This is a genomic window from Streptomyces sp. NPDC043427 (assembly GCF_056436655.1).
In genome coordinates, this window is the sequence record NZ_JBWKCC010000033.1 from 72,536 (window position 1) to 97,359 (window position 24,824).

Genomic DNA, 24,824 nt, shown 5'->3' on the forward strand with positions numbered 1-24,824 from the left:
GCTGAGGGTGCGGTGGCTGAGGGCGCGGTGGCCGATGGCTCCCTCGAACCGGCCCCGGCCGCTCAGCCGCCGACCCCGACCCGCCACGCCCCGTCCGCCTCGATGCGCAGCAGCCCGGGGCGCTCCACCGGGGCCAGTACGTCGAGGCGGCCGACCTCGTTGACGAGCAGGTGCTCCTCGTCCTCGGGCATGTCGGGCAGGGTGGAGCGGATGTGCTGCCAGACGGCGAAGTTGCTCTCGCCCTGGTGCACGAAGGACAGCACGCCCGCCCCGCCCTCGTACAACAGCAGGTCCGGGCCTCGGCCGTTGAGGCTGTGGTGCAGGCGCCGGGCGTGGCCGAGCGGCAGTACCCGCAGTGTCCAGGGCGTGTCGGCCCGCACGAGCAGGGAGAGCGGGCGGTCCTCGGGGACCATCGCGACCGTACGGCCGTGGACCTCGTCCTCATAGGCGGCCAGCAGGTTCTGGTCGCTGCGGCCGTACACGTCGCACGTGTCCACGCTCACGGAGATACTGTCCCGGCACTCGATCTCGACGACCACGCGGACGCCGGGCGGCAGGTTCGGCGGGCAGGTGACGCGCTGCTTGCCGGAGCCCTGGTGGACGAAGGCGGGGAACGCGGCGGTGAGCTCGGCCGCGAGCTGTTGGTCGGGGTCCATGGCCGGGGCCGGGGCGTGGGGCGCCGGTGGGTGCGCGGGTGGGGGAGGCGGCGGAGGCGTAGGCGCCTGGTCGGCCGGTTCGTCCTCCACGGTGATACCGAAGTCGGTGGCGAGGCCGGCAAGGCCGGAGTCGTAGCCCTGGCCGACCGCGCGGAACTTCCAGGTGCCGTTCCTGCGGTAGAACTCGCCGAAGACGAACGCCGTCTCCGAGCTCGCGTCGTCGATCGCGAAGGACGCGACCGGCTGCCCGGCCGGCAACGCGACCCGCACGTCCAGCAGGGGTATCTGCCCGAACGTTCCGGCGTCGGCGGAGGCGGCCACCACGACACGGTCCACCGCGGGCTCCACGGCCGCCAGATCCAGCCACAGCCAGTCCGCGCTCGCGCCGCCGGCCCCCTGCCCCTTCCCCAGGTGCCGCACGGCCCCGGAGGGATGCGCCGGCTGGTTGTAGAAGACCAGGTCGGCATCCGAGCGGACCCGCCCCGACGCGTCCAGCAACAGCGCCGAGACATCCACATCGGGAACGCTGGGCCCCTGCTGCCAGGTCACCGCCACCTGCAGCGCTTCCACGGGGACGGGCAGGTTGCCGCCCTTGGCCATCTGGGTCATGACGTGATCGTCACACGAACACCGGGCATACAGGGCCGGATTCCCTTGGTCCGGAAGCGAAAACCGGAGAGGAGGGGAGGGTACGGAAAGGGGGCGGTGCCTTTTCGGCGCCCGCCCCCTGGAAAACGTGTGCGTCAGCGCTTGAGCTCGGCTGCCACGAGTTCCGCGATCTGTACGGCGTTCAGCGCGGCGCCCTTGCGGAGGTTGTCGTTGGAGACGAACAGGGCGAGGCCGTTGTCGACCGTCTCGTCGCGGCGGATGCGGCCGACGTAGGACGGGTCCTGCCCGGCCGCCTGCAGCGGGGTCGGGATGTCGGAGAGGGCGACCCCGGGGGCGCCGGCGAGCAGCTCCTGGGCGCGCTCCGGGCTGATAGGGCGCGAGAAGCGGGCGTTGATCTGGAGGGAGTGGCCGGAGAAGACCGGGACACGCACGCAGGTGCCGGAGACCTTCAGGCCGGGGATCTCCAGGATCTTGCGGGACTCGTTGCGGAGCTTTTGCTCCTCGTCGGTCTCGTTCAGGCCGTCGTCGACGATGTTGCCGGCGAGGGGCAGCACGTTGAAGGCGATCGGACGCTTGTAGACGGACGGCTCGGGGAAGTCGACCGCGTCGCCGTCGTGGGTGAGCTTGTCGGCGTCGTCGATCACCTTCTGCGCCTGGCCGTGCAGCTCCGCCACGCCCGCGAGACCCGAGCCGGAGACCGCCTGGTAGGTGGCGACGACCAGCGCCTCCAGGCCCGCCTCCTCGTGCAGCGGCTTCAGCACCGGCATCGCGGCCATCGTCGTGCAGTTCGGGTTGGCGATGATCCCCTTGGGGCGGTCGGTGGCCGCGTGCGGGTTCACCTCGGAGACGACCAGGGGTACGGCCGGGTCCTTGCGCCACGCCGAGGAGTTGTCGATCACCACGGCGCCCTGCGCGGCGACCTTCTCGGCCAGCGCCTTCGAGGTCGCGCCGCCCGCCGAGAACAGCACGATGTCCAGGCCGGTGTAGTCGGCGGTCGCCGCGTCCTCCACCGTCACGCCGTCCAGGACGCTCCCCGCGGAGCGGGCCGAGGCGAACAGGCGCAGCTCGGTGACCGGGAAGTCGCGTTCCTTGAGGATCCTGCGCATGACCGTGCCGACCTGCCCGGTGGCTCCGATGATTCCGACCCTCACGGCGACTCCCTTTGTCTGTCTCTTCACGTGCCTGTTGCCCGGCCGAGGTTTTTCCATCATGCGGCCGACCCCGACCCGCCTGTCCAATTCTTTGCGCCGCCCGCCCGAGGAATGGGACGCGACGATCCGACGGCTGGTTGCGGACCTGCGGTGTGCACCCCGGCTGAGCTGGAGATATTCGCCCGCAGACGGCCCCGGACCGCAAGCTAGCCTGCCCGGTCAGGCACCGGACACTCGGCGGTGTGACGTACACCTCTGTCCCCCGCGCGGAGATTCCGGCGGAAAATCCGGCCGCACGGGGCGAACGTTTCGCCCCACAGCGGCGTCATAGGGGAAACGCGGCCGGGACGGGTCCTGGGGGAGGGGTGGCTGTGCTGCGCAGAAAGGCCCGCCGCGGCCAGGGGGACGAGGTGCGCGACGACCCCCTGGACGCGGCGCAGGAACGCCGGGTGCGGGCGGTGCTCGCGCTGGGCGGGGTGCCGCAGGCGGACCTGCTGGACGGGGTGCAGCAGGTCCGCCTGCGGCTGCTGGAACGGGCCGCCGACGGGCGGGAGGCGCCGCGGGACGTGTCGGCGTGGGCGGCGGTCGTCGCCTCCAACCTGGCCATGGACTGGCACCGCGCCAAGCGCCGCCAGGAGCGGATCGGGGAGCGCCTGGCCTCCCTGCGCCAGCTCGAGCACCCCTCCGGCGAGGACACCAGCCTCCTCTCCCTCGCCGTCGCCCAGGGCCTCGACGAGCTGCCCGACGCCCAGCGCCAGGTCCTCGTCCTGCGCTTCTACGCCGACCTCCCGGTCCGCTCCATCGCCGAGGAACTCGGCGTCCCCGAGGGCACGGTCAAAAGCCGCCTCCACACGGCAGTCCGCGCCCTGCGCGCCCGCCTGCACGAACACGAGGTGGTCTGACATGCCCGCCGAACACAACAACACACCGGCCCCCGATGACTCGCTGGGCCACGAGGGCTCGCCGGGACAGGAGGGCTCGCCGGGCCACAAGGGCTCCCTGGGCCATGACGGAACGCCGGGGCGCGAGGGCTCTCCCGGCCAGGACGAGGTGTCGGGCCGGGGCGGTTGTACGGGGCACCAGGACACCCTGGGCCGTGAAGGCTCTCCCGGCCAGGACGGCTCGCACGGCCGCGAAGGTTCCCTGACCCGCGACAGCTCCACCGGGCACGGTGGCCCCCCGAGCCATGAGGGCGCTCCGGGCCATGACGGCTCCCCGGGCCATGACGGCTTCCCGAGCCGTGGCAGCTCCCCGAGCCATGACGGCTGCGAGGTCTATGACGGCATGGACGCGTTGATGGTCGCGATCACGGGTGACCCCCTGCCGGAGGGGGCGCGCGGGGATGCTGGGTTTGTGGCGGGGTACCGGTCGGCCGTGGGTGATGTGGCGTTGCTGCGGGAGCAGTTGGGGGTCATCGCCGAGATGCTGACGGAGCCCGCGGGGGAGGCCGCGGCGGAGCCCTCCCGGCGGCCCGCTGCTCCCTCCCGGGAGACGCGGCTGGTGCGGCGGCCCTCCCGGCCCCGGCGCCGTCTGCTCCCCCTCGCCCTCGGGGCCGTCGGTGTGGCGGTGGCCGGTGCGATGGTGAGCGGGCTGGGATGGCTGCTCGTTCAGGCCGGGGGCGGGGCGGACGACTCCAGTGCCTCCACGGCTTCCGGCAGCTCGAAGTCGGGTGCGAACGCGGAGGCCGCCGACGGCAGTGCCCTCGGCAGCCCCGGTTATCTCGCCTGCGCCCGTCTCGTCGTGGAGGGCGACGTGACGAAGGTGGTCCGTGACTCCGGCAGCGGCGAGGAACGCGTCACCCTGCGCGTGACCCACTTCTACAAGCCCGAGCGGGGCAAGGACGAGGTCGGCTTCGTGCTGGACTCCGACACGGACCCCCTGCTGAGCGAGGGCGACCACGTCCTCGTCGGCATCTCCCGCGGCTCCGCCTCCCCGGACGTGTGGATCGTCGGTGCCCAGCAGATCGCCCGTGAACGGGGCGCCGTACAACGGGCGTTGCCGCAGTCGCACGGCACGCCCTGCCCCTAGGGGGCTTCTGACGGATCTCCGCGGCGTCGCGACGCCCGGCACGTACTCTCGCCGCACCAGCCGAAAGCCCAAGTACGCCCAGTACGAGGGCTTCCGGCCGGCACACCGAGAGCACGCACCGGACGCCGCTCCTTCCTCCACGGAGATCCGTCAGAAGCCCCCTAGGGTCTTTCGTTTGGATCAGGCCGGATCAGGGAGCGCCGGCTCACGACGCCCGGCACGGCACTGGGGAACAACCGCACAGGAACAAACAGGGGGCGGGCGTCCCCCACGGACGCCCGCCCCCCGACCGATGTCGGCCTTACACCTCTTCCCTGTCCCACACCCAGCTGCCGGTGTCGTCACCCGGCCCCTTCGGCTTGGGCGGCTTGGGCAGCTTGGGCAGGTCACCGTCGTCCGGGGTGACCGCCGCGGGCGGTGCCTGCCCGGCCCGTACGGACGGAGCGCTGTCCGCCGAGGTGGCGTGGAGGGTGCCGAGGGCCAGCGGAAGCGCCAGCGTCGCGATGGCTGCCGCGGTGCCGAGGGCGATCCGGACGGCTCGGCCGGTGACCTGTCTCATTCTCTGCCTCTGCATTTCTCGGTGCCGGTCGTCGTACGTTCTGAGTCGTACGCACGTCGTGCGTCGTTCTGGGATCGATCATCCGGGTGTGCTCATGTCCCTGTCAGCAAATCCTTGTGGCCTCAGGCGGCCATGGCATCGTCATGCCAGCCATCGGCCCGTCGCCCGGGTGTGCCCGTGGGCGCTCAGATAGCGGTCGGGCCGGCAGTCGTTCAGCACCCAGTCGGGCAGCAGACCCGGGAGGCCCAGCCACTGCTCCCACCCGTACCGGGCCCTGACCACCGCCTCGTCCAGGCTCGCGGCCTCGACGAAGGTCATGCCCACCAGTCGGCCACCCCAAGGGGTCAGCGTGACGTGCGCGATGCCGGGCTGCGGGGCGGCCCTGAGGTACTGGGCGATCGCGTCGAGCCTCCGGTCACCGGGCACGGCGGCGGGCGGTCCCGGACCGTCGGGGTAGCCGGGATCGGGTAAGGGCAGGAGGACGACCTTGACTGCGTACACCCGATCGACCCTAGGCAAGAGACACGTCCACACCTCCCGCGTGAACGTGTCAGCCCCTGGTCATGGCAGGGAGCGGCCAGCCCCCGCAAGACCTCCGAAAGGCACATCGCACCCGTCACAGCCACCCGCGCCGTACCGCCTCCGCGCCCGCCTGGAACCGGCTCAGCACCCCCAGCCGCTTCTGCAGGTCGGCCGTGTTGCGGCGGACCGTGCGCAGTGAGACCCCCATCTTGCGGGCGATCCCCTCATCGGTCAGACCCGCGGCGAGCATCTTGAGCAGGGCCGTCTCCCGGTCGCTCGGCGCGTCCTCGGCGGTGCTCTGCGGTGCCGTGCCGAGCGGCACCGCCTTCTCCCAGACCAGGTCGAACAGTTCCTCCAGCGCCTGCACCATGCTGGGGTACCGGATCAGCAGCGCTCCCTGCCTGCTGTCCTCGGCGTCGATGGGGATCACCGCCGTCGTGTGGTCGCAGAGGATCATCCGCATCGGCAGCATGGGGACCGTGCGGGTCTCACCGCCGACGGAGGCGAGCCAGGTGGCGTAGGAGACGGTCGCGGGGTCGTTGCGGACGCTGTCCAGATAGACGGTCCGCATCCGCACCCCGCGCGCGAGGTTCTGCTCGTCCAGCGGACGGCCCGCCTCGAGTGCCGCCGCGCTGAGCGCCCCGCCGGGGACGAAGGTGCGCACCTCGCTGGTGGCCTGGTGGGCCAGCTCCATCAGCCGTACCCGTACGGCGTGGACGCCCTCCAGCCGCTCCACCCCGCTGCCGCCCCGGTGCGCGGCGAACGTCGCGTACTCGGAGGTGAGCGCGGCCAGCGCGGCCCGCTCCTGGGACAACCGGGCCCGCTGCTCGTCGAGTTCGGCCTCCTTGCGCAGAAGCAGGGGGGAGAGGCTGACGTCGGGGCTGACGGGCACGAACTGGTGGTCGGCGGCCTCGTGCAGCAGGGACAGCTGGGTGAGCCGGTCGAGCGCGGCACGGACCTCGGCGGAGGCGAGACCGGTCTCCCGCGCGATGTCCTCCAGGGTCCAGGAGGGGTGCAGCAGCAGGGCCCGGTAGACGTCGTGGGTCGGTCTGTCGATGCCGATGGTCTCCAGCATGGTTCCCCCACAGAAACGGTGACTGGTCAAGTCGCGTGGCTGACGGTATCCGATCCTCCGTTCGAGGCGTCGGAAGTTCTTCGATGGCAGCCCCCGGCCATGGCCGCCGGGTGCCAGGCAACAGGCGCCCCCTCGGGGGTCGAGTGGCTCTAGTGTCGGGTGCACCGGGAAACGGAAGACAGGTTCCGGCTACTTCCCGGTCTCTCGGCATCAGCCGATCACCCCTCTCTGAAAGGGAGTTCACGGATGTCGAGGTAGCGCCCAAGGACGCCGAGCTCCAGGTCACCGCGGGTTCCGGGGTGCGCTGGGCGCTGACCGTCGGGCAGTGAGGGGTCCGTGGCGAGGGGGAACCGCCACGGGCGGAAAGGGGCGGGGGCGGACGCTCCGAGGGAACATCCGCCCCGCGCACACGGAAGCGGTAGGGACGCCACAGGGGAGCGCCCGTGCCGTGACCGTGCCCGGAGTGGGCCGCGCATGACCGGCGCGGCCCACCCTGGGATCACCAGAGGCCACCAGCGGACCACTACGGGCCCACTGGAGGCCCACTGGGATCACCGTCAGCCAGTGACCTTCTCGATGACGACGGTGCCGAGACCGGCGGCCGTGCCGCGGCCGTTGACCAGCCGGACCTCGCCGAAGAACTGCCGGCCGGCCGCGGCGGCCGAGCGGACCAGGACCTCGGCGGAGACCTTCGCGGAGGCACCGCTCGCGAGCGAGACGGTCTTGCCGGCATCGACGTTCACCGAGCCCAGCGTGGACGAGAAGTACACGTCCTTGTAGGCGTACGTCGTCGAACCGGACGGCACGCTGTAGCCGTCGATGCGGACCGTGTACGTACCGGCGGCGGGCTTGGTGAGGCTGACCGCCTCCTCCGAGTCGCCGTCAGCGGACTGACCGACCGTCACGCCGTCCTTGAGCACCACCAGGTCGAGGTCGGCGGCCGCGTCGGAGACGTCACCGATGGAGATGTCGAAGCGCTCGACGCCCTCCGGCACCTCCACGGTCTTCGTCTGGACCTCACGGTGCGCGATGGTCGGCGTCTCCAGCTTCGCCGAGCCCAGCGAGCCGCCCTGCAGCTTGCCCTCGATGGCCGCGAACGCGTTGGTCACGGTCCAGTCGGCTGCGATCGGCGTGCCGATCTTCGCCTCGGGGATCGTCGTCACGGCCGGGTCGAAGGCGGTGCCGAGCACCGACACGTCCAGCTTGTAGGGGTTGTCGAGGTAGGGCGAGGTACGCCGCGACTCGACCTCGATCTCCCAGACGCCCGGCTGCGGGTCTACGTACGTCCGCAGGTCGGGACGGCAGGTGTTGGGGTCGGAGGGCACCGAGTAGTCCGAGTAGCAGTAGATCGTCGCGCTGTCCTCGACGGCCACACCCTGGGGGTGGATGGAGATGAACCGCGTCTGGCTCTTCTCCTTCAGCCCGCCGAGCGCCACCTCAAGGGTCTTCGCACCCTCCGGCACCGTCACGAAGTACGACGTGGAGCTGTTGCGCTGCACGGAGGACGAGGCGGACACCGCGTACGACGGCTTCGCCAGCGGCTTCGAGACGACGACCGTGGCGAGGATCTGCTTGTCCACGCCCTCGGTGCGCTCGTCGTCGGCCTCCAGGATGGCGCTGTGCACGCCCGCCGACTTCGCCCGCGCCTGGACCTTGACGGTGACCGGCTTGTTCAGCGGCAGCACGATGTCGTCGTCGCCGAGGAGACGGAACGTGCCGTCGTTGTTCTTCCACTCCAGCTCGTGCCGGACCGGACGGTCGGGCCCGGACGTACGGGTGATGGTCACGTCGTACGTCTTCTTCTGGTTGACCTTCAGGCCGCCCTCGCGGTCGTAGAGGCCGGTGCCGAAGCCGGGGGTCGCCAGGAGCTGGTCGATCGCGGTGTCGACCGGGGCCTTCACGGCGTAGTCGTGGGCGGTGGCGCCGTTCTTGATGGCGTCCCAGGCCTGCACGATCCGCATCAGACCGGCGCCCTGCTCATGCGCCTGCACGCCCTTGATCTGGCGCGCGGTGCTGGTCAGCGCGGTGCGCAGGGTGAGCGGCGACAGCTCGATCTTCCGCTGCTTGGCGGCGGACAGCAGCAGCGCGCTCGCGCCCGCGGCCTGCGGGGAGGACATCGAGGTGCCCTGGAGCATGGCGTAGCCGGGCGGCAGCGTGTAGCCCGCCTCGGCGGTGGGGGCACCGGGCGCCCAGGTCTGGATCGTGTTGATCGCCGCGCCGGGGGCGGTGATGGTCGGGGTGAAGCCGCCGTCCTCACGCGGGCCGCGCGAGGAGAACGGGAACATCGCGTACTTCTTCTTCACGACCGAGCCGTAGTTGGCGGCCCAGGTCTCCTTGGAGACGGAGGCGCCGACGGAGAGCACCTTGTCGGCGAGGCCGGGGTCGCCGATGGTGTTGATGCCGGGGCCCTCGTTGCCCGCGGAGATCACCAGCTGGACGCCGTAGGTGTCGATGAGCCGCGTGTAGAGCTGGGCGCGGGCGTTGTTGCCGTCGTTCAGCGGCGGCAGACCGCCGATCGACATGTTGACGATGTCGACGCCGCGCTTGGTGACGAGGTCGATCATGCCCTCGGTGAGCGCGATGTTGGTGCAGCCGCCGGTCCAGGTGCAGGCGCGCGAGGAGACCAGCTTGGCGCCGGGCGCCGCGCCGGTCATCTTGCCGCCGAAGAGGCTGCCCGCGGCGGTGATGCCCGCGACGTGCGTGCCGTGCCGGCCCTCGATGACACCGATGTTGACGTAGTCGGACTTGTCGCCGGCCGCGTTGTAGACGACGTCCTTGCGGGTCTCGACCACGAAGGGGATGCGCTCGGCGATCGGCGTGGCCGGGTTGTCCGTACCGAAGTAGCCGACCTGGAAGCCGTCCTTGTAGGGCTTCAGCGCCTTCTCGTCGGTGAAGTCGGCGTCGCCGTCGAGGTCCACCCGGACCGTGCCGGCGGCCGCGTCGTACAGCACGCCCCACACGTCGGTGGTGTCGCCGTCCCGGTTGAGGTCACCGGCCATGTCGCCACCGAGGGTGGCCGACTCCGCGAACGTACGGAACGTGAAGGCGCCCGCGGGCGCCTGCCAGGTCTTGCCGCCGGCCGTGAACACCGGCCCGGTCACGGGGGAGTTCATCCGCAGCCAGGTGCCGTCCGCGTCGGCGACCGGGTCGGTGGCCGTCACCCAGTCGACGATCTTGCGCTCGCCGGTGGTGGTCTTCTGCAGCGCCGGGTGGGCGATGTCCACACCCGAGTCCAGGATGCCGATGGTCACGCCACGGCCGTCGTACGTCGGGTGGTCCTTCACGAAGGAGACCGCGCCCGTCTCGAAGGACGGGTTGTACGGGTTCACGGCCGGCGTGTTCTTGTCCGGCGCCGGGTATCCGGCGCCCGCCGCCGACGAGCCCTGGGCGGCCTTGCCGGCCGTGGCGTCCGGGGCCGGGTCGTCCAGCTTGATCTCCTGCTTGAGGTCGATCGCCTGGACGGAGGAGAGCTTCAGCGCCGCCGCGAGGGTCTTGTCCGCCTTCGCGGTGGGAACGGTGGCCCGGACGTAACCGAGCTTGTCGTCCCGCTTGCCGACCAGTCCGCCGTCTACGGCGTCCAGCTCCTCGGCGACCTTCTCGGTCTGCCCGGGAGCGGTCGCGACCATCAGCGTGATGTTCTTGTCGCCGTCGGCCTTGGCCTCGGCGAGCAGGTCGGCGTCGTCCGAACCGAGCTTTTCATGGGCGGACTTGACGCCGGGGTCGGCGGTGGTCGGGGTCTCCTCCGCGGAGAAGGCCACGGGTATCTGCCCGGCCGCGGAGAGCGCGGCGACCAGACCCGCGGCCACGGCTATGCGGGCCACGCGTCTCGTGCCCGTTCTCGGATCGCGCTGGGGGGTGAGGCTCATCGGCATCCCTTGTAGGTAAAGGAGCGTGCGTCGAACGACCGCAAAGCTTTACCCAAGGAACAGATGTTTGGGGAGTGTTGACCGAATCGATATGGACGTATGGGGAAAACCCCCGATCGGTTTTGCCGTTTGAGTCCTGAATCGCCGAAATATGCATCGCGCGTGGCCGGACCGGCAGGCTAACGTCCCGGGGTGCGCAAGAACTTGAGGGTCGCGGCCTACGCCATCTGCGTCCGCGACGGCCGCATCCTGCTCGCCCGCTCACCCGCCCCCGACGGCACCCCCGAGTGGGTCCTGCCCGGCGGCGGCATGGAACACGGCGAGGACCCCTACGACACCGTCGTCCGCGAGGTCGAGGAGGAGACCGGCTACCGCGTCGAGGTCACCGCCCTCCTCGGCGTCAACTCCCTGCGCCGCACCTTCCCGGGCCGCCTCCTGCGCCGGCCCACCGACCACCACGGCGTCCGCCTCCTCTACGAGGCCCGGATCGTCGGCGGCGACCTGCGCAACGAGGTCAACGGATCGACCGACCTCGCGGCTTGGCAGGACCTGGACGCGGTCACCGGGCTGCGGCGCATCCCGTTGGTCGACGCGGGACTGCGGCTGTGGCGGGAACGCCCGGCGGGCGGACGGGCGTAGTCCCCCTGTCGTTCCCCGGAAGGTGAACACGGAGTGACCGCTTTCGGGCCGTCCGCCGAGCGGTCGGGGACACCCAGGGTGGCCCAAGATCCACGTACGGTGATCGGCGCTGCCCGTTGCCGTCTCGTTCACACACAGGTCATCCCCGGTGCCAAGCATCCAGTACGAGCGGGACGTTCGCTGTTGCGAGCACCCGCGACCACTGCCGACGCGTTCGCACCCGGGGAGACCGCGCCATGTCGCGCATACGCTCTGTCGCCAGCTCCACGCTGGGGGTCAACCGCCGTACCGTCCTCGCCGCCACCGCGGCCGTGTCCGTCTCCACGGGCGTCGGCTACGGGCTGCGGCCCACCGAAAGCGAGGCCGCGCCCGCCCACGGGGCCGCGTCCGCCGACGCGGAGGCCGAGGCGCCGGTCGCCTCCTCCCGCCGGGCGCCCGCCGCCCCGCTCGCCCCCTACACCCGCGGCACCACCCTCGCCACCGTCGCCGCCCCCCGCACCGGCTCCGGATACCGCCGCCTCGGCGACGGCCCCGGCTGGAAGCGCGTCGTCCGCGACGAACTCGCCGCCCCCAAGTCGGGCCGCGCCGGCCGCCGTACCGCGCTCGCCGCGTTCATCCAGCTCACCGACATGCACCTGATCGACAGCCAGCACCCGATGCGCCTGGAGTACCTCCGCTCCTCGGACATCAAGGCCTGGCGTCCGCACGAGGCGCTCACCGTGCAGGGCGCGGTCTCGCTGGTCGAGCGGATCAACGCGCTGCGCGGAGCCCCCGTCACCGGCTCCCCGCTGCACTTCGCGATGGCGACGGGCGACAACACCGACAACAACGCCCACACCGAGCTGGAGTGGTTCCTGAAGGTGATGAGCGGCGGCCGCATCACCCCCAACTCCGGTGACCCGCGCCGCTACGAGGGCGTCCAGAACAGCGGCCTGAAGCAGTACTGGCAGCCCGACACCGCCGTACGCGACGCCGACAAGCAGCTCGGCTTCCCGCACCTGGAGGGCTTCCTCGCCGCCGCCACCCGCGAGCTGCGCAGCCCCGGCCTCAACCTGCCCTGGTACTCCACCGTCGGCAACCACGACAGCCTGCCCCTCGGCTGCTACGGCCACGGCGACCCCTACCTCGCCGAGTACGCCATCGGCGGCCGCAAGCTGATGAGCCTGCCCGCCGCCGAGGCCAAGCGGCTCCAGGACACCATCAAGTACGCAAAGGACCCCATGGGCGTCGTCTTCCGCGACCTCCTCAAGGCCCACACCCGCGACATGCGCCCGGTCACCCCGGACGAGCGCCGCGCCCCCTACACCCCCGCCGACTACCTCAAGGCCCACCTGGACCCGGCCTACGCGGGCGTCGGCCCGGTCGGTCACGGCTACTCCTCGGCCAACGTCGACGCGGGCACGCAGTACTACACCTTCCGCATCGCCGACGACGTCCTCGGTATCAGCCTCGACACCACCGACCCCGGCGGCCACTACAACGGCTCCATCGGCGCGGCCCAGCTGAAGTGGCTGGAGCGGACCCTGCGCGAGAACAAGCACTCGTTCGCCATCGTCTTCAGCCACCACACGAGCACGACGATGTCGAACTCCCGCCCGGACCCGTCCCGCCCGACCGAGCGCCGCCACAACGGTGGCGAACTCCTCCACCTCCTCGGTCGCCACCGCAACGTCCTCGCCTGGGTCAACGGCCACATCCACCAGAACCGCATCACCGCGCACTCCGCCCCCGACGGCGGCTCCTTCTGGGAGATCTCCACCGCCTCCCACGTCGACTTCCCCCAACTCGCCCGCGTCATCGAGCTGGTCGACAACAAGGACGGCACCCTCTCCCTCTTCACCACCCTGATCGAGTCCGCGGCCCCCCACCGCACCGACTTCACCGACCTCTCCCAGACCGGCCTCGCCGCCCTCTACCGCGAGCTGTCCTTCAACGCGCCGGGCGCCGACACGACGACGCTGGGCAGAGACGCGGACGACCGCAACACGGAGCTGGTGCTGATGCGCTGACCCGCGCGCGACGCGGGCGTGGGCCCCGGTTCCCTCGTGGGAACCGGGGCGTTCGCGTGTTGACGTAGCGCATCGCTTCGCGTCGGCTTTCGCAACACCCCGTGACATGAGGAGGGGCCACCCCGGGCGGTCAAGCCCCGGTGGCCCCTCCTCTCCCCTCCTGGCCCCGCCCCGGTCCGTCACTACCGGGGCAGCACCACCACATACGCGGCCGGGTCGCGGTCTCCCGACGCCATCAGGGCCGTGCGGAGGACCGTGGCCTGCTGTTCCATGCAGTCGCGGAGCTTCTTGGGGGTGACGTGGACGACGGTGATGCCCAGCCGTTCCAGGTGCTCGCGCTTGCGGGCGTACTCGGACCACAGGGCGTCGTCCTCCTGGCGGTTGCCCGGGCGGGGCGCGCGGGTGTCGAGTTCGACCGCGACGGCTTGCTCCGGCCAGTACGCGTCGAGGCCGCCCAGGCAGGGGCCGCCCGGCAGACGCAGGTCGACGTTCCACACCGGGTCCGGGAGTCCGTACTCCCGGACCATGCGGTACAGGCGGTTCTCCGCGATCGCGCGCCCCTCCGCCAGCAGCGAGTCCACCGCGTTCACGACCTGTGGCCGGCTCAACAGCTTCGCCTCGTTCAACTCCCGTACGACCAAGGAGGGTTCGCAGTGGCCGGACCGTACGGCCTCCGTCAGGAGGCGGCGTACCACGCCCGGGTCCGTCACGTCCGCGACCGCGTCGGCCAGGGCGCGCGGTACCGGCGCGACCGGCAGGCCCGTGACCTGCTGCGGTGCGGGCAGGGCCGACGTACGGACGATGCGCGCGCAGCCCGCCGAGCGCAGGCGGCGCAGGCGCGGGACCAGGACGTCGATCTTCTCCAGGGAGGGGAGGGCAGGCGCGGAGGAGAAACCGTGGAGCGTCAGGGCCGCCAGGCCCGTGATCATCGCCTCCCGGTACTCCCGGTACTCCCTGCCGTCCGCGCACGGCTGTGTCGGCACACCGGCTGCCGCCACCGTCCCCACCGTCGATGTGTCCCGCGCCCCGTACGTCAGCACCGCGTGCAGCCGCTCCTCGCTGGTCGGCGGGCCGGGGTGGAGCAGGATCACACCGGGGAGGACCTGCTGCCACGGGCCGCCGGGACGGCACTGCTCGTTGGTCTCCGCCGACGAGACGCCGTGGGCCTTCAGCTGTGCCGTCGTCATCACCCGGCGTCGGCCGTCGGAGAGGTGGCGCAGGGGGCGGGGGGAGGCCGGGGGGAGCGGCGTGTTGTGGTTCATGACCGGGAGGTTCCCGGACCCGGAGCCGCCTTGAACCGCTGTTACACGCTCGTCGACAAATGCGGACAAGGCTGCGCTAAAGGACGGGTGTTCGGGTACCGAAAGCCCCTGGTCCCTGCGGGTGTGGACCAGGGGTTACGGCCCCATTGCCCGAATTCCGTAACGGTCACCGCATGCCGAAATCATGGCCAAAGGTCAAGCGGCGACCGAAGATGTCATGCGATCATCGGACTTCTCCTGCCTCCGCGTCCCGCCCCTGCCCCCGCAACGCCCGCGCCAAGTCGTCCCGCGCCTCCAGCACCAGCCTGCGCAGTGCCGGAGCCGCCGTCTCGTGCGCCGCCAGCCACGCGTCCGTCGCGTCCAGCGTCTCCTGGGAGTCCGCCAGGGACGGGAACAGGCCCCGCACCACGTCCATCCCGATCTGGATCGACCGCTGCTCCCAGACCTGCTCGATCGCCGCGAAGTACTTCTCCGCGTACGGCGCGAGCAACTCCCGCTGCGAGGACTGGCCCCAGCCCCCGATCGTCGCCTCGACCAACGCGTTCGACAGCGCCTCCGACTCCACCACCTGCGCCCACGCCTGCGCCTTCACGGCCGCCGAGGGGCGGGCGGCGAGGCAGCGGACCTGGTGGCGCTTGCCGGAGGCGGTGTCGTCGCGGGCCAGTTCGGCGGCCAGGTCCTTCTCGTCGGCGACGCCGTGCACGGTCAGCTGCTCCAGGAACGCCCACCGCAGCTCCTGGTCGACGTCCAGCCCCTCGATGGTCGACGTGCCCTCCAACAGGTCCCGCAGCAGGCGCAGGTCGGCCTCGTCCGACGCCACCGTCGCGAAGAACCGCGCCCACGCCAGCTGGTGCTCGCTGCCCGGCGCCGCCTGCCGCAGCTCCCGCAGCGCGCCCTCCGCCAGCAGCCGTCCGCCCGTCTCCCGCCAGCCGGGGGCGACGTAGTGGACGAGGGACGAGTTCGCCCACGCGTGCAGCATCTGCAGCACGCCGATGTCGGACTCGCGACCCGCGAACCGCAGCACCAGCGCCACGAAGTCCCGCGCCGGCAGCAGCGCGTCCCGCGTCATGTTCCACAGCGCCGACCAGCACAGGGCGCGCGCCAACGGGTCGGTGAGGTCGCCCAGGTGCCCCCGCAGCGTCTCCAGCGAGGTCTCGTCGAAGCGGGTCTTGCAGTACGTCAGGTCGTCGTCGTTGACGAGGACCAGCTCCGGCGCCTGCTCACCCACCAGCTCCGGCACGACCGTACGCGCACCGTCGACGTCGACCTCGGCGCGGGTGTACCGCTCCAGCGTTCCGCCCGGGGTGCGCCGGTACAGCCCGATCGCCACCCGGTGCGGGCGCAGCTCGGGGTGGGACTCAGGGGCCTCCTGGAGCACCGCGAGTTCGTCGATCCGGCCGTCCGCGCTCAGCAGGACCTGCGGGGTCAGCGAGTTCACCCCGGCCGTCTGCAGCCAGGACCGCGCCCAGGTGCCCATGTCCCGGCCGCTGGTCTCCTCCAGGACCGACAGCAGGTCGCCGAGGCGGGTGTTGCCGTACGCGTGCCGCTTGAAGTAGCGGCGGGCTCCCTCGAGGAAGGCGTCCTGGCCGACGTAGGCGACCAGTTGCTTCAGCACCGAGGCGCCCTTGGCGTAGGTGATGCCGTCGAAGTTCAGCTTGGCGTCCTGAAGGTCACGGATGTCGGCCGTGATCGGGTGCGTGGAGGGCAGCTGGTCCGCGCGGTACGCCCAGGCCTTGCGGCGGTTGGCGAAGGTGATCCAGCCGTCCTTGAAGCGGGTGCCGCCGACCAGGGCGAAGGCGCCCATGAAGTCGGCGAAGGACTCCTTCAGCCACAGGTCGTCCCACCACTCCATGGTGACGAGGTCGCCGAACCACATGTGCGCCATCTCGTGCAGGATCACGTTCGCGCGGCTCTCGTACGACGCCCGCGTCACCCTGCCCCGGAAGATGAACTCCTCCCGGAAGGTCACCAGGCCCGGGTTCTCCATCGCGCCGAGGTTGTACTCGGGGACGAACGCCTGGTCGTACTTCCCGAAGGGGTACGGGTAGTCGAAGTGGTCGTGGAAGAAGTCCAGGCCCTGCTTGGTCACCAGGAACACGTCGTCGGCGTCGAAGTGGGGCGCCAGGCCCTTGCGGCACAGGGCGCCGAGGGGGATCTCCAGAGTCGTGCCGTCGCCCAGGTCGCGGGAGTACGAGTCCGTCACGTAGTGGTAGGGCCCCGCGACCACGCAGGTGATGTACGTCGAGATCGGCTTCGTCTCCGCGAACCGCCACACCCCGTCGTGCCGCTCGCCGACGCCGTTGCTCCACACCGTCCACTCCTCCGGCGCCCGCACCTCGAAGCGGAAGGGGGCCTTCAGGTCGGGCTGTTCGAAGGTGGCGAAGACGCGGCGGGAGTCGGCCGGCTCGTACTGCGTGTAGAGGTAGACCTCGCCGTCCTCGGGGTCGACGAAGCGGTGCAGGCCCTCGCCGGTGCGGGAGTAGGCGCACTGGGCGTCGACGACCAGCTCGTTGTCGGCCGCCAGGTCCTCCAGGAGGATGCGGGTGCCGTCGAAGACCTCGCCGGGGTCGAGATCGTGGCCGTTCAGGGAGACGGCGGTGACGCTCGGCGCGACCAGGTCCGCGAAGCTGCTCGCGCCGGGCTCGGCGCAGCGGAAGCGGATCGTGGTGACCGAGCGGAAGGTGCGCGGCGCCCCTTCCTCGACGTCCCCCTCGCCGGTGACGGCGGAGCGCACGTCGAGGGACACGTCGTACCCGTCGACGGACAGCAGGGCGGCCCGCTCCCGGGCCTCGTCGCGGGTCAGGTTCTCACCGGGCACGGGCGGTACTCCCTCGGCTGGTGTTCGGCAGGTGAACAGGGCCGATCCTGCCACGTGCCCCTGACCCGGGGCAGCCGGGAATGGAGCGGGGGCGGTCGACGTTGCCTGTTCAAACGGCCGTATTCCTAGGGAGAGCCATGTCCGAGTCCGCGACCGCTTCCGGCAAGACCCCCGTCGACTTCTGGTTCGATCCGCTGTGCCCGTGGGCGTGGATGACGTCCCGCTGGGTGCTGGAGGTGGAGAAGGTCCGTGACATCGAGGTCCGCTGGCACATCATGAGCCTGGCGGTGCTGAACGAACCCAAGATCGACGAGCTGCCCGAGGAATACCGCGAGCTGCTGGAGACCAAGGCGTGGAAGCCGGTGCGTGTGGTGACCGCCGCCTGGCAGAAGCACGGCGCCGACGTCCTCGGCCCGCTCTACACCGCGCTCGGCACCCGCTTCCACAACAACGGTGAGGGCCCGACCCTGGAGGCCATCGCGGGCGCGCTCGCCGACGTCGGTCTGCCCGCCGACCTGATCGACTACGCCGAGCAGAAGGACTTCGAGTTCGACGCCGAGCTGCGCGCCTCCCACAAGGAGGGCATCGAGAAGGTCGGCCAGGACGTGGGCACCCCGGTCATCGCCGTCCCCGGCCCCGACGGTGAGCAGATCGCCTTCTTCGGCCCGGTCGTCACCCCCGCCCCGAAGGGCGAGGAGGCCGCCCGCCTCTGGGACGGCACCCTCGCGGTCGCCTCGGTCCCGGGCTTCTACGAGATCAAGCGGACCCGGACCAAGGGCCCGGACTTCAGCAACCTGTAGGGGACACGCGCCGGCGGGGTCACGACCCCGCCGGCAGGAAGGTGCCGACGCGCCAGTTGTCCTTGCGCTGGACGCGGCGGCAGCCGTCGGTTCCGCAGCGGTGGAAGGCCTTGGCCACGAAGTGGCCGCCGTCCAGCATCGGCAGCAGCACCTGCCGGGCTCCCTCGATCTCGGCCTCGCTCAGATCCCGGAAGTCCGTCAGCCTGTCGTGGCAGGTGGGACTCGGACACCGCACATGCGCCATGAACGCCTCCTCGTGAACCGGCCGGGCGGGCCGACAGCAGTAAGGAATCGGTCATACCGTACATCTGGGGTGTTCGCCAGGACCCCTGGAACCGGGAAACCCCCGCGAGTCACGTCCTCGCGGGGGCCTGCTCCGGAGGGGGTGTCAGCTCCGGGCGCGTGCCCGCTGCCACGCGTATCCGACGGCCGCGAGGAACAAGGTCATCCCGCCCGTCGAGAGCAACTGCACGCGCGTGTCCGGCTCCCGCGCCATCAGGACGAAGATCGCCGCCATGCCCGCCAGCGCGACCCACGTCAGTACCGGGAACGCCCACATGCGCACGACCAGCTTCTCCGGCGCCTCCCGCTCCAGCCTGCCCCGCAGGCGCAGCTGCGAGATCGCGATGAGGATCCAGACGACGAGGATGACCGCGCCGATCATGTTGAGCAGCCAGGGGAAGACGTCGTCGGGGCGCCAGTAGCTGAGCAGCACACAGGCGAAGCCGAAGACCGAGGAGGCGAGTACGGCGATCCGCGGGACGCCGCCCGACACCCGGCCCAGCACCTTCGGGCCCTGGCCCCGCTCGACCAGCGAGTACGCGATGCGCGAGGAGCCGTAGATGTTGGCGTTCATGGCCGACAGGAGCGCGACGAACACCACCACGTTCATCAGCTGTCCCGCCCCGGGGATGCCGAGGTGGTCGAGGGCGGCGACGTACGGGCCCTTCTCCACGACCTCCTTCGAGTCCCACGGGACCAGCGTCACGATGACCGCCATCGAGCCGACGTAGAACAGCGCGATGCGCCACATCGCCGTACGGACCGCGCTCGCCACGCCCTTGACCGGGTCCTCCGACTCGGCTGCCGCGATGGTGACCGTCTCCAGGCCGCCGTACGCGAAGACCGAGGCGAGCAGACCGATCACCAGGCCCTCGCCGCCGCCCGGCAGGAAGTCCGTGAGGTTCGACGTGCCGGGGGAGTCCGTGCCCGGCAGGACCCCGGCGATCGCCAGCACGCCGAGGACCAGGAACAGGGTGATCGCGGCGACCTTCAGGGCCGCGAACCAGAACTCGAACTCGCCGAAGTTCTTCACCGCGGCGAGGTTCGCGCCGCAGAAGACCAGCATGAACAGCGCCACCCAGGCCCACTCCGGCGTGCCCGGCAGCCACCCCGTGACGATCTTCGCCGCGCCGATGCCCTCCAGACCGACGGCCGTGCACAGCAGCACCCAGAACGACCAGCCCGCGGTGAAGCCCGCCCACGGCCCGATCGCCCGCTCGGCGTGCGCCGAGAACGAACCCGACGACGGATACGCGGCCGACATCTCGCCCAGCATCCGCATCACCAGCATCACGAGGAGACCGGAGAGGGCGTAGGCGACGACGATCGAGGGGCCGGCGGCGGCGATGCCCGCGCCGGAGCCGACGAACAGACCGGCTCCGATCACTCCGCCGAGGGCGATCATCGACAGGTGGCGCGGTTTGAGACCGTGGGAGAGGGCGGCCCCCTGCGGGGGCGTCCGGGTGGTGGTGCTGTGCGGCATGGGCGTGGCTCGTCCAATGCGTAGATGGGCAAAAACGCCCACAGTCTGGGCAGCCTCCCCCTCGCGGGGGTGAGGCTGCCCATGATGCGGACACCGGCGATACGGTCGGTGATCTTCCGTTTACCCGGCGACCGGCGAGTTACGCGGCGACCGGCGAGGCACCGGCGACAGGTGAAGCGTCGGCGACCGGCGTGTAGTGCGCGGCGTCCCCCTCGATCGAGTAGCTCTCCTTGCCCTCGATGCCCACCGGCACGTCACCGGCCACCGTCACCCGGTGCAGGCGGCGCGGACGGCCGTCGTAGTTGTCGACGGCGTAGTGCTGGGTGATGCGGTTGTCGAACAGGACCAGCTGGTTCTCCGACCAGCGGTGGCGCAGGATGTTCTCCGGCCGGGTCACGTACGCCTGGAGCAGGTCGAGGATCTTGCGGGACTCGGTCGGTGACAGTCCCACGATCCGCTGGGCGAACCCGCCGATGAACAGGCCGCGCTCACCGGTCAGCGGGTGGACGCGGACCACCGGGTGGACCGTGCGGTACTTGATCGACGTGAACTGGGCGCGCTGGGCGGCCTGCCGCTCGTCGATCTCCTCCTCCGGGACGGCGTAGTCGTAGTCGTTGGTGTGCTCCGCCCACAGGGTGTCCGCCAACTGCCGCAGCGGCTCGGGCAGGTTGCGGTAGGCGGCCGCCGAGCTGGCGATCAGGGTCTCACCGCCGTACGGCGGGATCGTGATGCTGCGCAGGGTGCTGGCCTGCGGCGGGTTGAGGACGAACGTGACGTCGGTGTGCCAGTGGTTGGCGGCCCGGCCGCGTTCGCTGTCGACGGGGAGGACGTTCGGGACGCCGTCGACGGAGGACACCGTCGGGTGCGCGGTGGTGGTCTCGCCGAAGTGGCGGACGAAGGCCTGCTGGCCCTCGTCGTCGAGGTTCACGTCGTCGAAGACCAGGGCCTTGTGGACGTTGAGGGCCTCGCGGATCGCGGTGGCCGTCTCCTCGTCGAGCGGCTTGGAGATGTCGACGCCGGACACCTGGGCGCCGATGTTCGCGGTGACCTTGCGGATCTCGATGGACATGGGGGTGGTCCTCTCAGACGGTGGCGAGTTCGGGGCTGACGTGCTGGTTGGCGGGGCGCGGAAGGCCGTAGCGCTCGCGCAGGGTCTGCCGCGGGCCGTACTCCGCGCGGAGCAGGCCGCGGGCGCGCAGGAGGGGGACGACGTGGTCGACGAAGGCGTCGAGGCCGGACGGCAGCACGGCGGGCATGATGTTGAAGCCGTCGGCGGCGCCAGACCGGAACCACAGCTCGATCGTGTCGGCGACCTGCTCGGGCGTCCCTGCGAAGGTGAGGTGCCCGCGCCCGCCGCCGAGCCGCCCGATCAGCTGCCGGACGGTGAGGCGCTCGCGCCGGGCCAGCTCGACGATGAGTGTGTAGCGGCTCTTGGCGCCCTCGATGGCGTCCTCGGACGGCAGGTCTGCGGGAAGCTGTGCGTCCAGCTCCAGCGTTCCCGGCTCCAGTTGCAGCAGCCTCTCCAGGCGGTCCACGCCGTGCGTGTGGACGATGTGGTCCTCGAGGACCTGCTCGCCTGCCCGCGCCTCGGCCTCCGTGGAGCCGATGACGGGGACGATGCCCGGCAGCACCTTGATGTGGCCGGGGTCGCGGCCGGCCGCGACCGTACGGGACTTCAGGTCGGCGTAGAAGTCCCGTGCGTCCTTCAGCGTCTGCTGGGCGGTGAACACGGCCTCCGCGTACCGGGCCGCGAACGCCTTGCCGTCCTCCGAGGAGCCGGCCTGCACCAGCAGCGGGTAACCCTGCGGTGTGCGGGGCACGTTGAGGGCACCCTCGACGCTGAAGTACGTCCCCTTGTGCCGGGGCGGGTGGATCTTGGCGTCGTCGCCCCAGACGCCGGCCGCCTTGTCGGCGACGATCGCGTCGTCCTCCCAGCTGTCCCAGAGCTTCAGGGCCACGTCGAGGAACTCGGCGGCGCGGGCATACCGCTCGGCGTGGGCGGGCTCGGCGTCGAGTCCGAAGTTGCGGGCGGCTTCCGCACCCGCCGTGGTCACGATGTTCCAGCCCGCCCGGCCGCCGCTGATGATGTCCAGGGAGGCGAACTTGCGGGCCAGGTTGTAGGGGGAGTTGTAGGAGGTGGACGCCGTGGCGATCAGGCCGATGTGCTCGGTCGCCGTCGCCAGCGCGGTGAGCAGGGTGAGGGGTTCCAGGGCGCCGGCCGGGCGCTGCGCGATGGTGCCCCACAGCTGCGGGCCGTCGGCGAGGAAGAGGGAGTCGAAGGTGCCGCGTTCGGCGGTCCTCGCCAGCCGGACGTAGTGGTCGAGCTCGACGTGGGCGTACGGGTCGCTCTCCGGGAGCCGCCAGGACGCCTCGTGGTGGCCGGTGGTCATGAGGAACGCGTTGAGGTGGAGCTGTCTCGATGTCACTGGTGGTCCTCCGTCACGCCCAGGGCGCTGAGCAGCCGCTCGCGGTACTCGCCGAGCAGCGGGTCCCGGTACGAGCGCGGATGTGGTCGGTCGATGGTCAGGTCGAGGCCCACGCGGCCCCGGTCGAGGACGAGGACACGGTCGGCGAGCACGATCGCCTCGTCCACGTCGTGGGTGACCAGCAGCACGGACGGCCGGTGGTGCTCCCACAGTTCGCGCAGCAGGGCGTGCATCTTGATGCGGGTGAGCGCGTCCAGGGCGCCGAACGGTTCGTCGGCGAGGAGGAGTTCGGGTTCGCGGACCAGAGAGCGGGCCAGCGCGGCACGCTGTGCCTCGCCGCCGGACAGCTCGCTCGGCCACGCCCGCTCCCGGCCGGCGAGCCCCACCTCGGCGAGGGCGGCCCGCCCCCTTTCGACCCCGTCGGTTCCCAGCAGTACGTTGTCCAGCACGCGCCGCCAGGGCAGCAGCCGGGAGTCCTGGAACACCACCGACACCCGCTCGGGTGCGGTGAGCTGCCCGCTTCCGGCGACCTCGTGGTCCAGGCCCGCGATGGCGCGCAGCAGGGTGCTCTTGCCGGAGCCGCTGTGTCCGAGGAGGGCCACGAACTGGCCGGAGGGGATGTCGAGGTCGAGGCCGTCGAGGACCGTGCGCCCGTCGAACGAGCGGGTCAGTCCCCGGAGCTGGACGGCGGGACGGGTCAGCTGCTGAGTGTGCGGCGCCACGACAGCACCCTCCGTTCGATGAGACGGACCGCGCTGTCGGAGATCAGACCGAAGACGCCGTAGATGAGCAGGCCGACGAGGATGACGTCCGACTGGCCGTAGTTCTGGGCCTGGAACATCATGTAGCCGAGGCCGCTGGTGGCGTTGATCTGCTCCAGGACGACCAGGCCGAGCCAGGATCCGGTCACGCCGAGCCGGAGGCCGACGAAGAAGCCCGGCAGGGCGCCGGGGATGACGATCTGCCGGACGAACTGGAACCTGGACAGGCCCTGCACCTCGGCGAGTTCGACGAAGCGGTGGTCGATGCCGGACAGCGCGGCGTGCGTGTTGAGGTAGATCGGGACGTAGACGACGATGGCGATGATCGCGATCTTGAAGGTCTCGCCGATGCCCAGCCAGAGGATGAACAGCGGGATCAGACCCAGGGTCGGTATCGCCCGGTTCAGCTGCACCGTCCCGTCGATCAGCGCCTCCCCGACCCGGCTCAGCCCGGACGCGAGCGCCAGCGCGATCCCGGCGGACAGGCCGATCGCGAATCCGGAGCCCGCCCGCTGGAGCGAGGTCAGGATGTCGGTGGGGAGCGTGCCGTCGCTCCACAGACGGGCGCCGGTCTCGACGACCGTCCAGGGCGCCGGGATCGCGCCGGTGTCGAGCTGCCCGGCAGCCGAGGCAGCGGCCCACAGGGCGAGGACGAGGAGCGGGCCGGCGAGCCGGGTGGCGGGCCGGCGCCTGCCGGGGGAGAGGCGGCGGCGTCGCCGCACCTGGGTGCGCTCCTCGGCGACGGTCGCGGGTACGGCTACGGTCGTGGTCACGGCGGTCACCTCTGGTACTCCTCGGGTACGGCCTGGGCGGCGATGGACTCGAAGCGGTGGTCGAAGAGCGAGTCGACCTTGAACTCCTTCACGAAGCCGCCCTCCGCGAGCAGATCGGCGGTCTCCTGCTCCCACCTGATGGCCTCGTCCCAACTCGGCGGGAACAGCGGCTTGTTGGCGAGGTCCGTGATGCCCTTGGCCTGGTCGGGGGTCAGATTCTGCGTCTTGACGTAGAACTCCTCGTTCCAGACGTCGGGGTGCTCGTACTGCCACACCTGGCCCTTGGCCCACTGCGGGATGTAGGCGGCGATCGCGGCGGCCTTCGCGGAGTCGTTCAGCACGGACGTCGGCGCCCACAGCAGGTTGAGCAGGTCGACGACGTCGGTGTCGATGGTGTGGGCGCCCTTGGACCCGTACTGCTTCAGGTACGCGGGTGACTGGCTGTTGGCGAGAGGGGCGACATCGACCTGGCCCGACTGCAGGGCGGTGAGGAACTGGTTGCTGGTCAGCGGGACGAGATCCACGTCGTCGTACTTCAGCCCCGCCTTCTTCAGCGCCCGCAGCAGCACGACGCCCTGCGCCTGGCCCTGCGAGAAGGCGAGCTTTTTGCCCTTGAACTCCTCGACCGAATGGATGTCGCTGCCGGGCTTGGTGGCGAAGAGGTAGTTCGGCTTTCGGGTGATGTCGATCGCCACGATCTTCGCGTCGAATCCCTGGTAGTGCGCCTGGATCGGCGGAATGCCCGCGTTGTTGGCGAGGTCCAGGGACTTGGCGCGAAATGCGTTGATGACATCGGGACCGGCGCCGATGTTCAGCCAGCTCGACACCGTGAACGGTAGCTCGGGCAATTTCGCCAGCCTGAACTGGAGTTGTTGCACCCCCTGGTACGAGGCGATCTTCAGTTTCGTACCGGAGGGGACCTTCGAGGCCAGCGGAGCGGCCGAGGCTCCCTCGCTGCCGGTGGCGGCGCTGCTCTCCGCGCAGCCGCTCAGCCCTACGGCGGCGGCACCGGCGCCGAGCAGCGAGGTGAGGAAGAGGCGCCGGTCGAAACCGGACAGGGGTGAAGAAGGCATGGGAGAGCTCCGTGAGTTCATGAGGACGAATG

20 protein-coding genes are annotated in these 24,824 nt (G+C 70.9%); 5 read left to right on the forward strand and 15 right to left on the reverse strand.

Features of this window, described 5'->3' with window-relative positions:
- Nucleotides 1-62: 62 nt before the first annotated feature.
- Both AC067M_RS37300 and AC067M_RS37305 read right to left on the reverse strand, forming a co-directional pair.
- A complete protein-coding gene (locus tag AC067M_RS37300; RefSeq protein WP_478701459.1) occupies nt 63-1,265 on the reverse strand; it encodes a TerD family protein in 1,203 nt (400 codons plus the stop codon).
- A gap of 134 nt (nt 1,266-1,399) precedes the next feature.
- Nucleotides 1,400-2,416 carry an aspartate-semialdehyde dehydrogenase gene (locus AC067M_RS37305; RefSeq protein ID WP_478701460.1) on the reverse strand — a complete coding sequence of 339 codons (1,017 nt, stop codon included), beginning with the start codon at nt 2,414-2,416 and terminating at the stop codon, nt 1,400-1,402.
- A 365-nt stretch (nt 2,417-2,781) separates the two neighbouring features.
- On the opposite strand from AC067M_RS37305, the gene AC067M_RS37310 reads away from it, so the two are divergent.
- Both AC067M_RS37310 and AC067M_RS37315 read left to right on the forward strand, forming a co-directional pair.
- Nucleotides 2,782-3,318 (forward strand): RNA polymerase sigma factor, encoded by a 537-nt coding sequence (locus AC067M_RS37310; protein WP_208298931.1) that lies wholly within the window; start codon nt 2,782-2,784, stop codon nt 3,316-3,318.
- 1 nt (nt 3,319) lies between these two features.
- Complete coding sequence (locus tag AC067M_RS37315; protein ID WP_478701461.1) at nt 3,320-4,444, forward strand: hypothetical protein; 1,125 nt, start codon at nt 3,320-3,322, stop codon at nt 4,442-4,444.
- A 301-nt stretch (nt 4,445-4,745) separates the two neighbouring features.
- Here the strand turns inward: AC067M_RS37315 and AC067M_RS37320 are convergent, their stop codons facing one another.
- From AC067M_RS37320 to AC067M_RS37335, 4 genes are all read right to left on the reverse strand, one after another.
- A complete protein-coding gene (locus AC067M_RS37320; RefSeq protein WP_478701462.1) occupies nt 4,746-5,003 on the reverse strand; it encodes a hypothetical protein in 258 nt (85 codons plus the stop codon).
- A gap of 141 nt (nt 5,004-5,144) precedes the next feature.
- Nucleotides 5,145-5,504 carry a hypothetical protein gene (locus AC067M_RS37325; protein ID WP_478701463.1) on the reverse strand — a complete coding sequence of 120 codons (360 nt, stop codon included), beginning with the start codon at nt 5,502-5,504 and terminating at the stop codon, nt 5,145-5,147.
- Between the two features lie 115 nt (nt 5,505-5,619).
- A complete protein-coding gene (locus AC067M_RS37330) occupies nt 5,620-6,600 on the reverse strand; it encodes a LuxR C-terminal-related transcriptional regulator (protein WP_478701464.1) in 981 nt (326 codons plus the stop codon).
- 557 nt (nt 6,601-7,157) lie between these two features.
- A complete protein-coding gene (locus AC067M_RS37335) occupies nt 7,158-10,466 on the reverse strand; it encodes a S8 family serine peptidase (protein WP_478701465.1) in 3,309 nt (1,102 codons plus the stop codon).
- Between the two features lie 192 nt (nt 10,467-10,658).
- Here AC067M_RS37335 and AC067M_RS37340 point away from each other — a divergent pair, with 192 nt between their 5' ends.
- Together AC067M_RS37340 and AC067M_RS37345 are read left to right on the forward strand one after the other, a co-directional pair.
- Nucleotides 10,659-11,105, forward strand: coding sequence for an NUDIX hydrolase (locus AC067M_RS37340; protein ID WP_478701466.1), 447 nt, complete (start codon nt 10,659-10,661; stop codon nt 11,103-11,105).
- A 236-nt stretch (nt 11,106-11,341) separates the two neighbouring features.
- Nucleotides 11,342-13,114 carry a TIGR03767 family metallophosphoesterase gene (locus tag AC067M_RS37345; RefSeq protein ID WP_478701467.1) on the forward strand — a complete coding sequence of 591 codons (1,773 nt, stop codon included), beginning with the start codon at nt 11,342-11,344 and terminating at the stop codon, nt 13,112-13,114.
- A gap of 182 nt (nt 13,115-13,296) precedes the next feature.
- On the opposite strand, the gene AC067M_RS37350 is transcribed toward AC067M_RS37345, so the two are convergent.
- Together AC067M_RS37350 and pepN are read right to left on the reverse strand one after the other, a co-directional pair.
- A complete protein-coding gene (locus tag AC067M_RS37350; RefSeq protein ID WP_478701468.1) occupies nt 13,297-14,376 on the reverse strand; it encodes a hypothetical protein in 1,080 nt (359 codons plus the stop codon).
- Nucleotides 14,377-14,599: 223 nt separating this feature from the next.
- Nucleotides 14,600-17,194 (reverse strand): aminopeptidase N, encoded by a 2,595-nt coding sequence (gene pepN / locus AC067M_RS37355; protein ID WP_478701469.1) that lies wholly within the window; start codon nt 17,192-17,194, stop codon nt 14,600-14,602.
- A gap of 137 nt (nt 17,195-17,331) precedes the next feature.
- On the opposite strand from pepN, the gene AC067M_RS37360 reads away from it, so the two are divergent.
- Complete coding sequence (locus AC067M_RS37360) at nt 17,332-17,994, forward strand: mycothiol-dependent nitroreductase Rv2466c family protein (RefSeq protein WP_478701470.1); 663 nt, start codon at nt 17,332-17,334, stop codon at nt 17,992-17,994.
- A 19-nt stretch (nt 17,995-18,013) separates the two neighbouring features.
- Here the strand turns inward: AC067M_RS37360 and AC067M_RS37365 are convergent, their stop codons facing one another.
- From AC067M_RS37365 to AC067M_RS37395, 7 genes are all read right to left on the reverse strand, one after another.
- Entirely contained in the window at nt 18,014-18,238 is a 225-nt protein-coding gene (locus AC067M_RS37365; RefSeq protein WP_478701471.1) for a hypothetical protein, read from the reverse strand.
- A gap of 144 nt (nt 18,239-18,382) precedes the next feature.
- Nucleotides 18,383-19,759 carry an amino acid permease gene (locus AC067M_RS37370; RefSeq protein WP_478701472.1) on the reverse strand — a complete coding sequence of 459 codons (1,377 nt, stop codon included), beginning with the start codon at nt 19,757-19,759 and terminating at the stop codon, nt 18,383-18,385.
- A 139-nt stretch (nt 19,760-19,898) separates the two neighbouring features.
- Nucleotides 19,899-20,828 carry a TauD/TfdA dioxygenase family protein gene (locus tag AC067M_RS37375; protein WP_478701473.1) on the reverse strand — a complete coding sequence of 310 codons (930 nt, stop codon included), beginning with the start codon at nt 20,826-20,828 and terminating at the stop codon, nt 19,899-19,901.
- Nucleotides 20,829-20,841: 13 nt separating this feature from the next.
- Nucleotides 20,842-22,185: an LLM class flavin-dependent oxidoreductase gene (locus AC067M_RS37380; protein ID WP_478701474.1), complete on the reverse strand. Its 1,344-nt coding sequence runs from the start codon at nt 22,183-22,185 to the stop codon at nt 20,842-20,844.
- Entirely contained in the window at nt 22,182-22,907 is a 726-nt protein-coding gene (locus AC067M_RS37385) for an ABC transporter ATP-binding protein (protein ID WP_478701475.1), read from the reverse strand. Before AC067M_RS37385 ends, AC067M_RS37380 begins: the two co-directional genes overlap by 4 nt.
- On the reverse strand, nt 22,883-23,728 hold the full coding sequence (locus AC067M_RS37390) for an ABC transporter permease (RefSeq protein ID WP_478701476.1): 846 nt from the start codon (nt 23,726-23,728) through the stop codon (nt 22,883-22,885). The genes AC067M_RS37385 and AC067M_RS37390 overlap by 25 nt, the downstream gene beginning before the upstream one ends.
- A complete protein-coding gene (locus AC067M_RS37395; RefSeq protein WP_478701477.1) occupies nt 23,725-24,792 on the reverse strand; it encodes an ABC transporter substrate-binding protein in 1,068 nt (355 codons plus the stop codon). Before AC067M_RS37395 ends, AC067M_RS37390 begins: the two co-directional genes overlap by 4 nt.
- Nucleotides 24,793-24,824: the final 32 nt, after the last annotated feature.

Bases quoted from the DNA above. Each gene is read 5' to 3' on its own strand.
- AC067M_RS37300 (WP_478701459.1), bottom strand. From the start codon at position 1,265: ATGACCCAGATGGCCAAGGGCGGCAACCTGCCCGTCCCCGTGGAAGCG.
- AC067M_RS37315 (WP_478701461.1), top strand. From the start codon at position 3,320: ATGCCCGCCGAACACAACAACACACCGGCCCCCGATGACTCGCTGGGC.
- AC067M_RS37320 (WP_478701462.1), bottom strand. From the start codon at position 5,003: ATGAGACAGGTCACCGGCCGAGCCGTCCGGATCGCCCTCGGCACCGCG.
- AC067M_RS37330 (WP_478701464.1), bottom strand. From the start codon at position 6,600: ATGCTGGAGACCATCGGCATCGACAGACCGACCCACGACGTCTACCGG.
- AC067M_RS37335 (WP_478701465.1), bottom strand. From the start codon at position 10,466: ATGAGCCTCACCCCCCAGCGCGATCCGAGAACGGGCACGAGACGCGTG.
- AC067M_RS37345 (WP_478701467.1), top strand. From the start codon at position 11,342: ATGTCGCGCATACGCTCTGTCGCCAGCTCCACGCTGGGGGTCAACCGC.
- AC067M_RS37350 (WP_478701468.1), bottom strand. From the start codon at position 14,376: ATGAACCACAACACGCCGCTCCCCCCGGCCTCCCCCCGCCCCCTGCGC.
- AC067M_RS37360 (WP_478701470.1), top strand. From the start codon at position 17,332: ATGTCCGAGTCCGCGACCGCTTCCGGCAAGACCCCCGTCGACTTCTGG.
- AC067M_RS37365 (WP_478701471.1), bottom strand. From the start codon at position 18,238: ATGGCGCATGTGCGGTGTCCGAGTCCCACCTGCCACGACAGGCTGACG.
- AC067M_RS37370 (WP_478701472.1), bottom strand. From the start codon at position 19,759: ATGCCGCACAGCACCACCACCCGGACGCCCCCGCAGGGGGCCGCCCTC.
- AC067M_RS37375 (WP_478701473.1), bottom strand. From the start codon at position 20,828: ATGTCCATCGAGATCCGCAAGGTCACCGCGAACATCGGCGCCCAGGTG.
- AC067M_RS37395 (WP_478701477.1), bottom strand. From the start codon at position 24,792: ATGCCTTCTTCACCCCTGTCCGGTTTCGACCGGCGCCTCTTCCTCACC.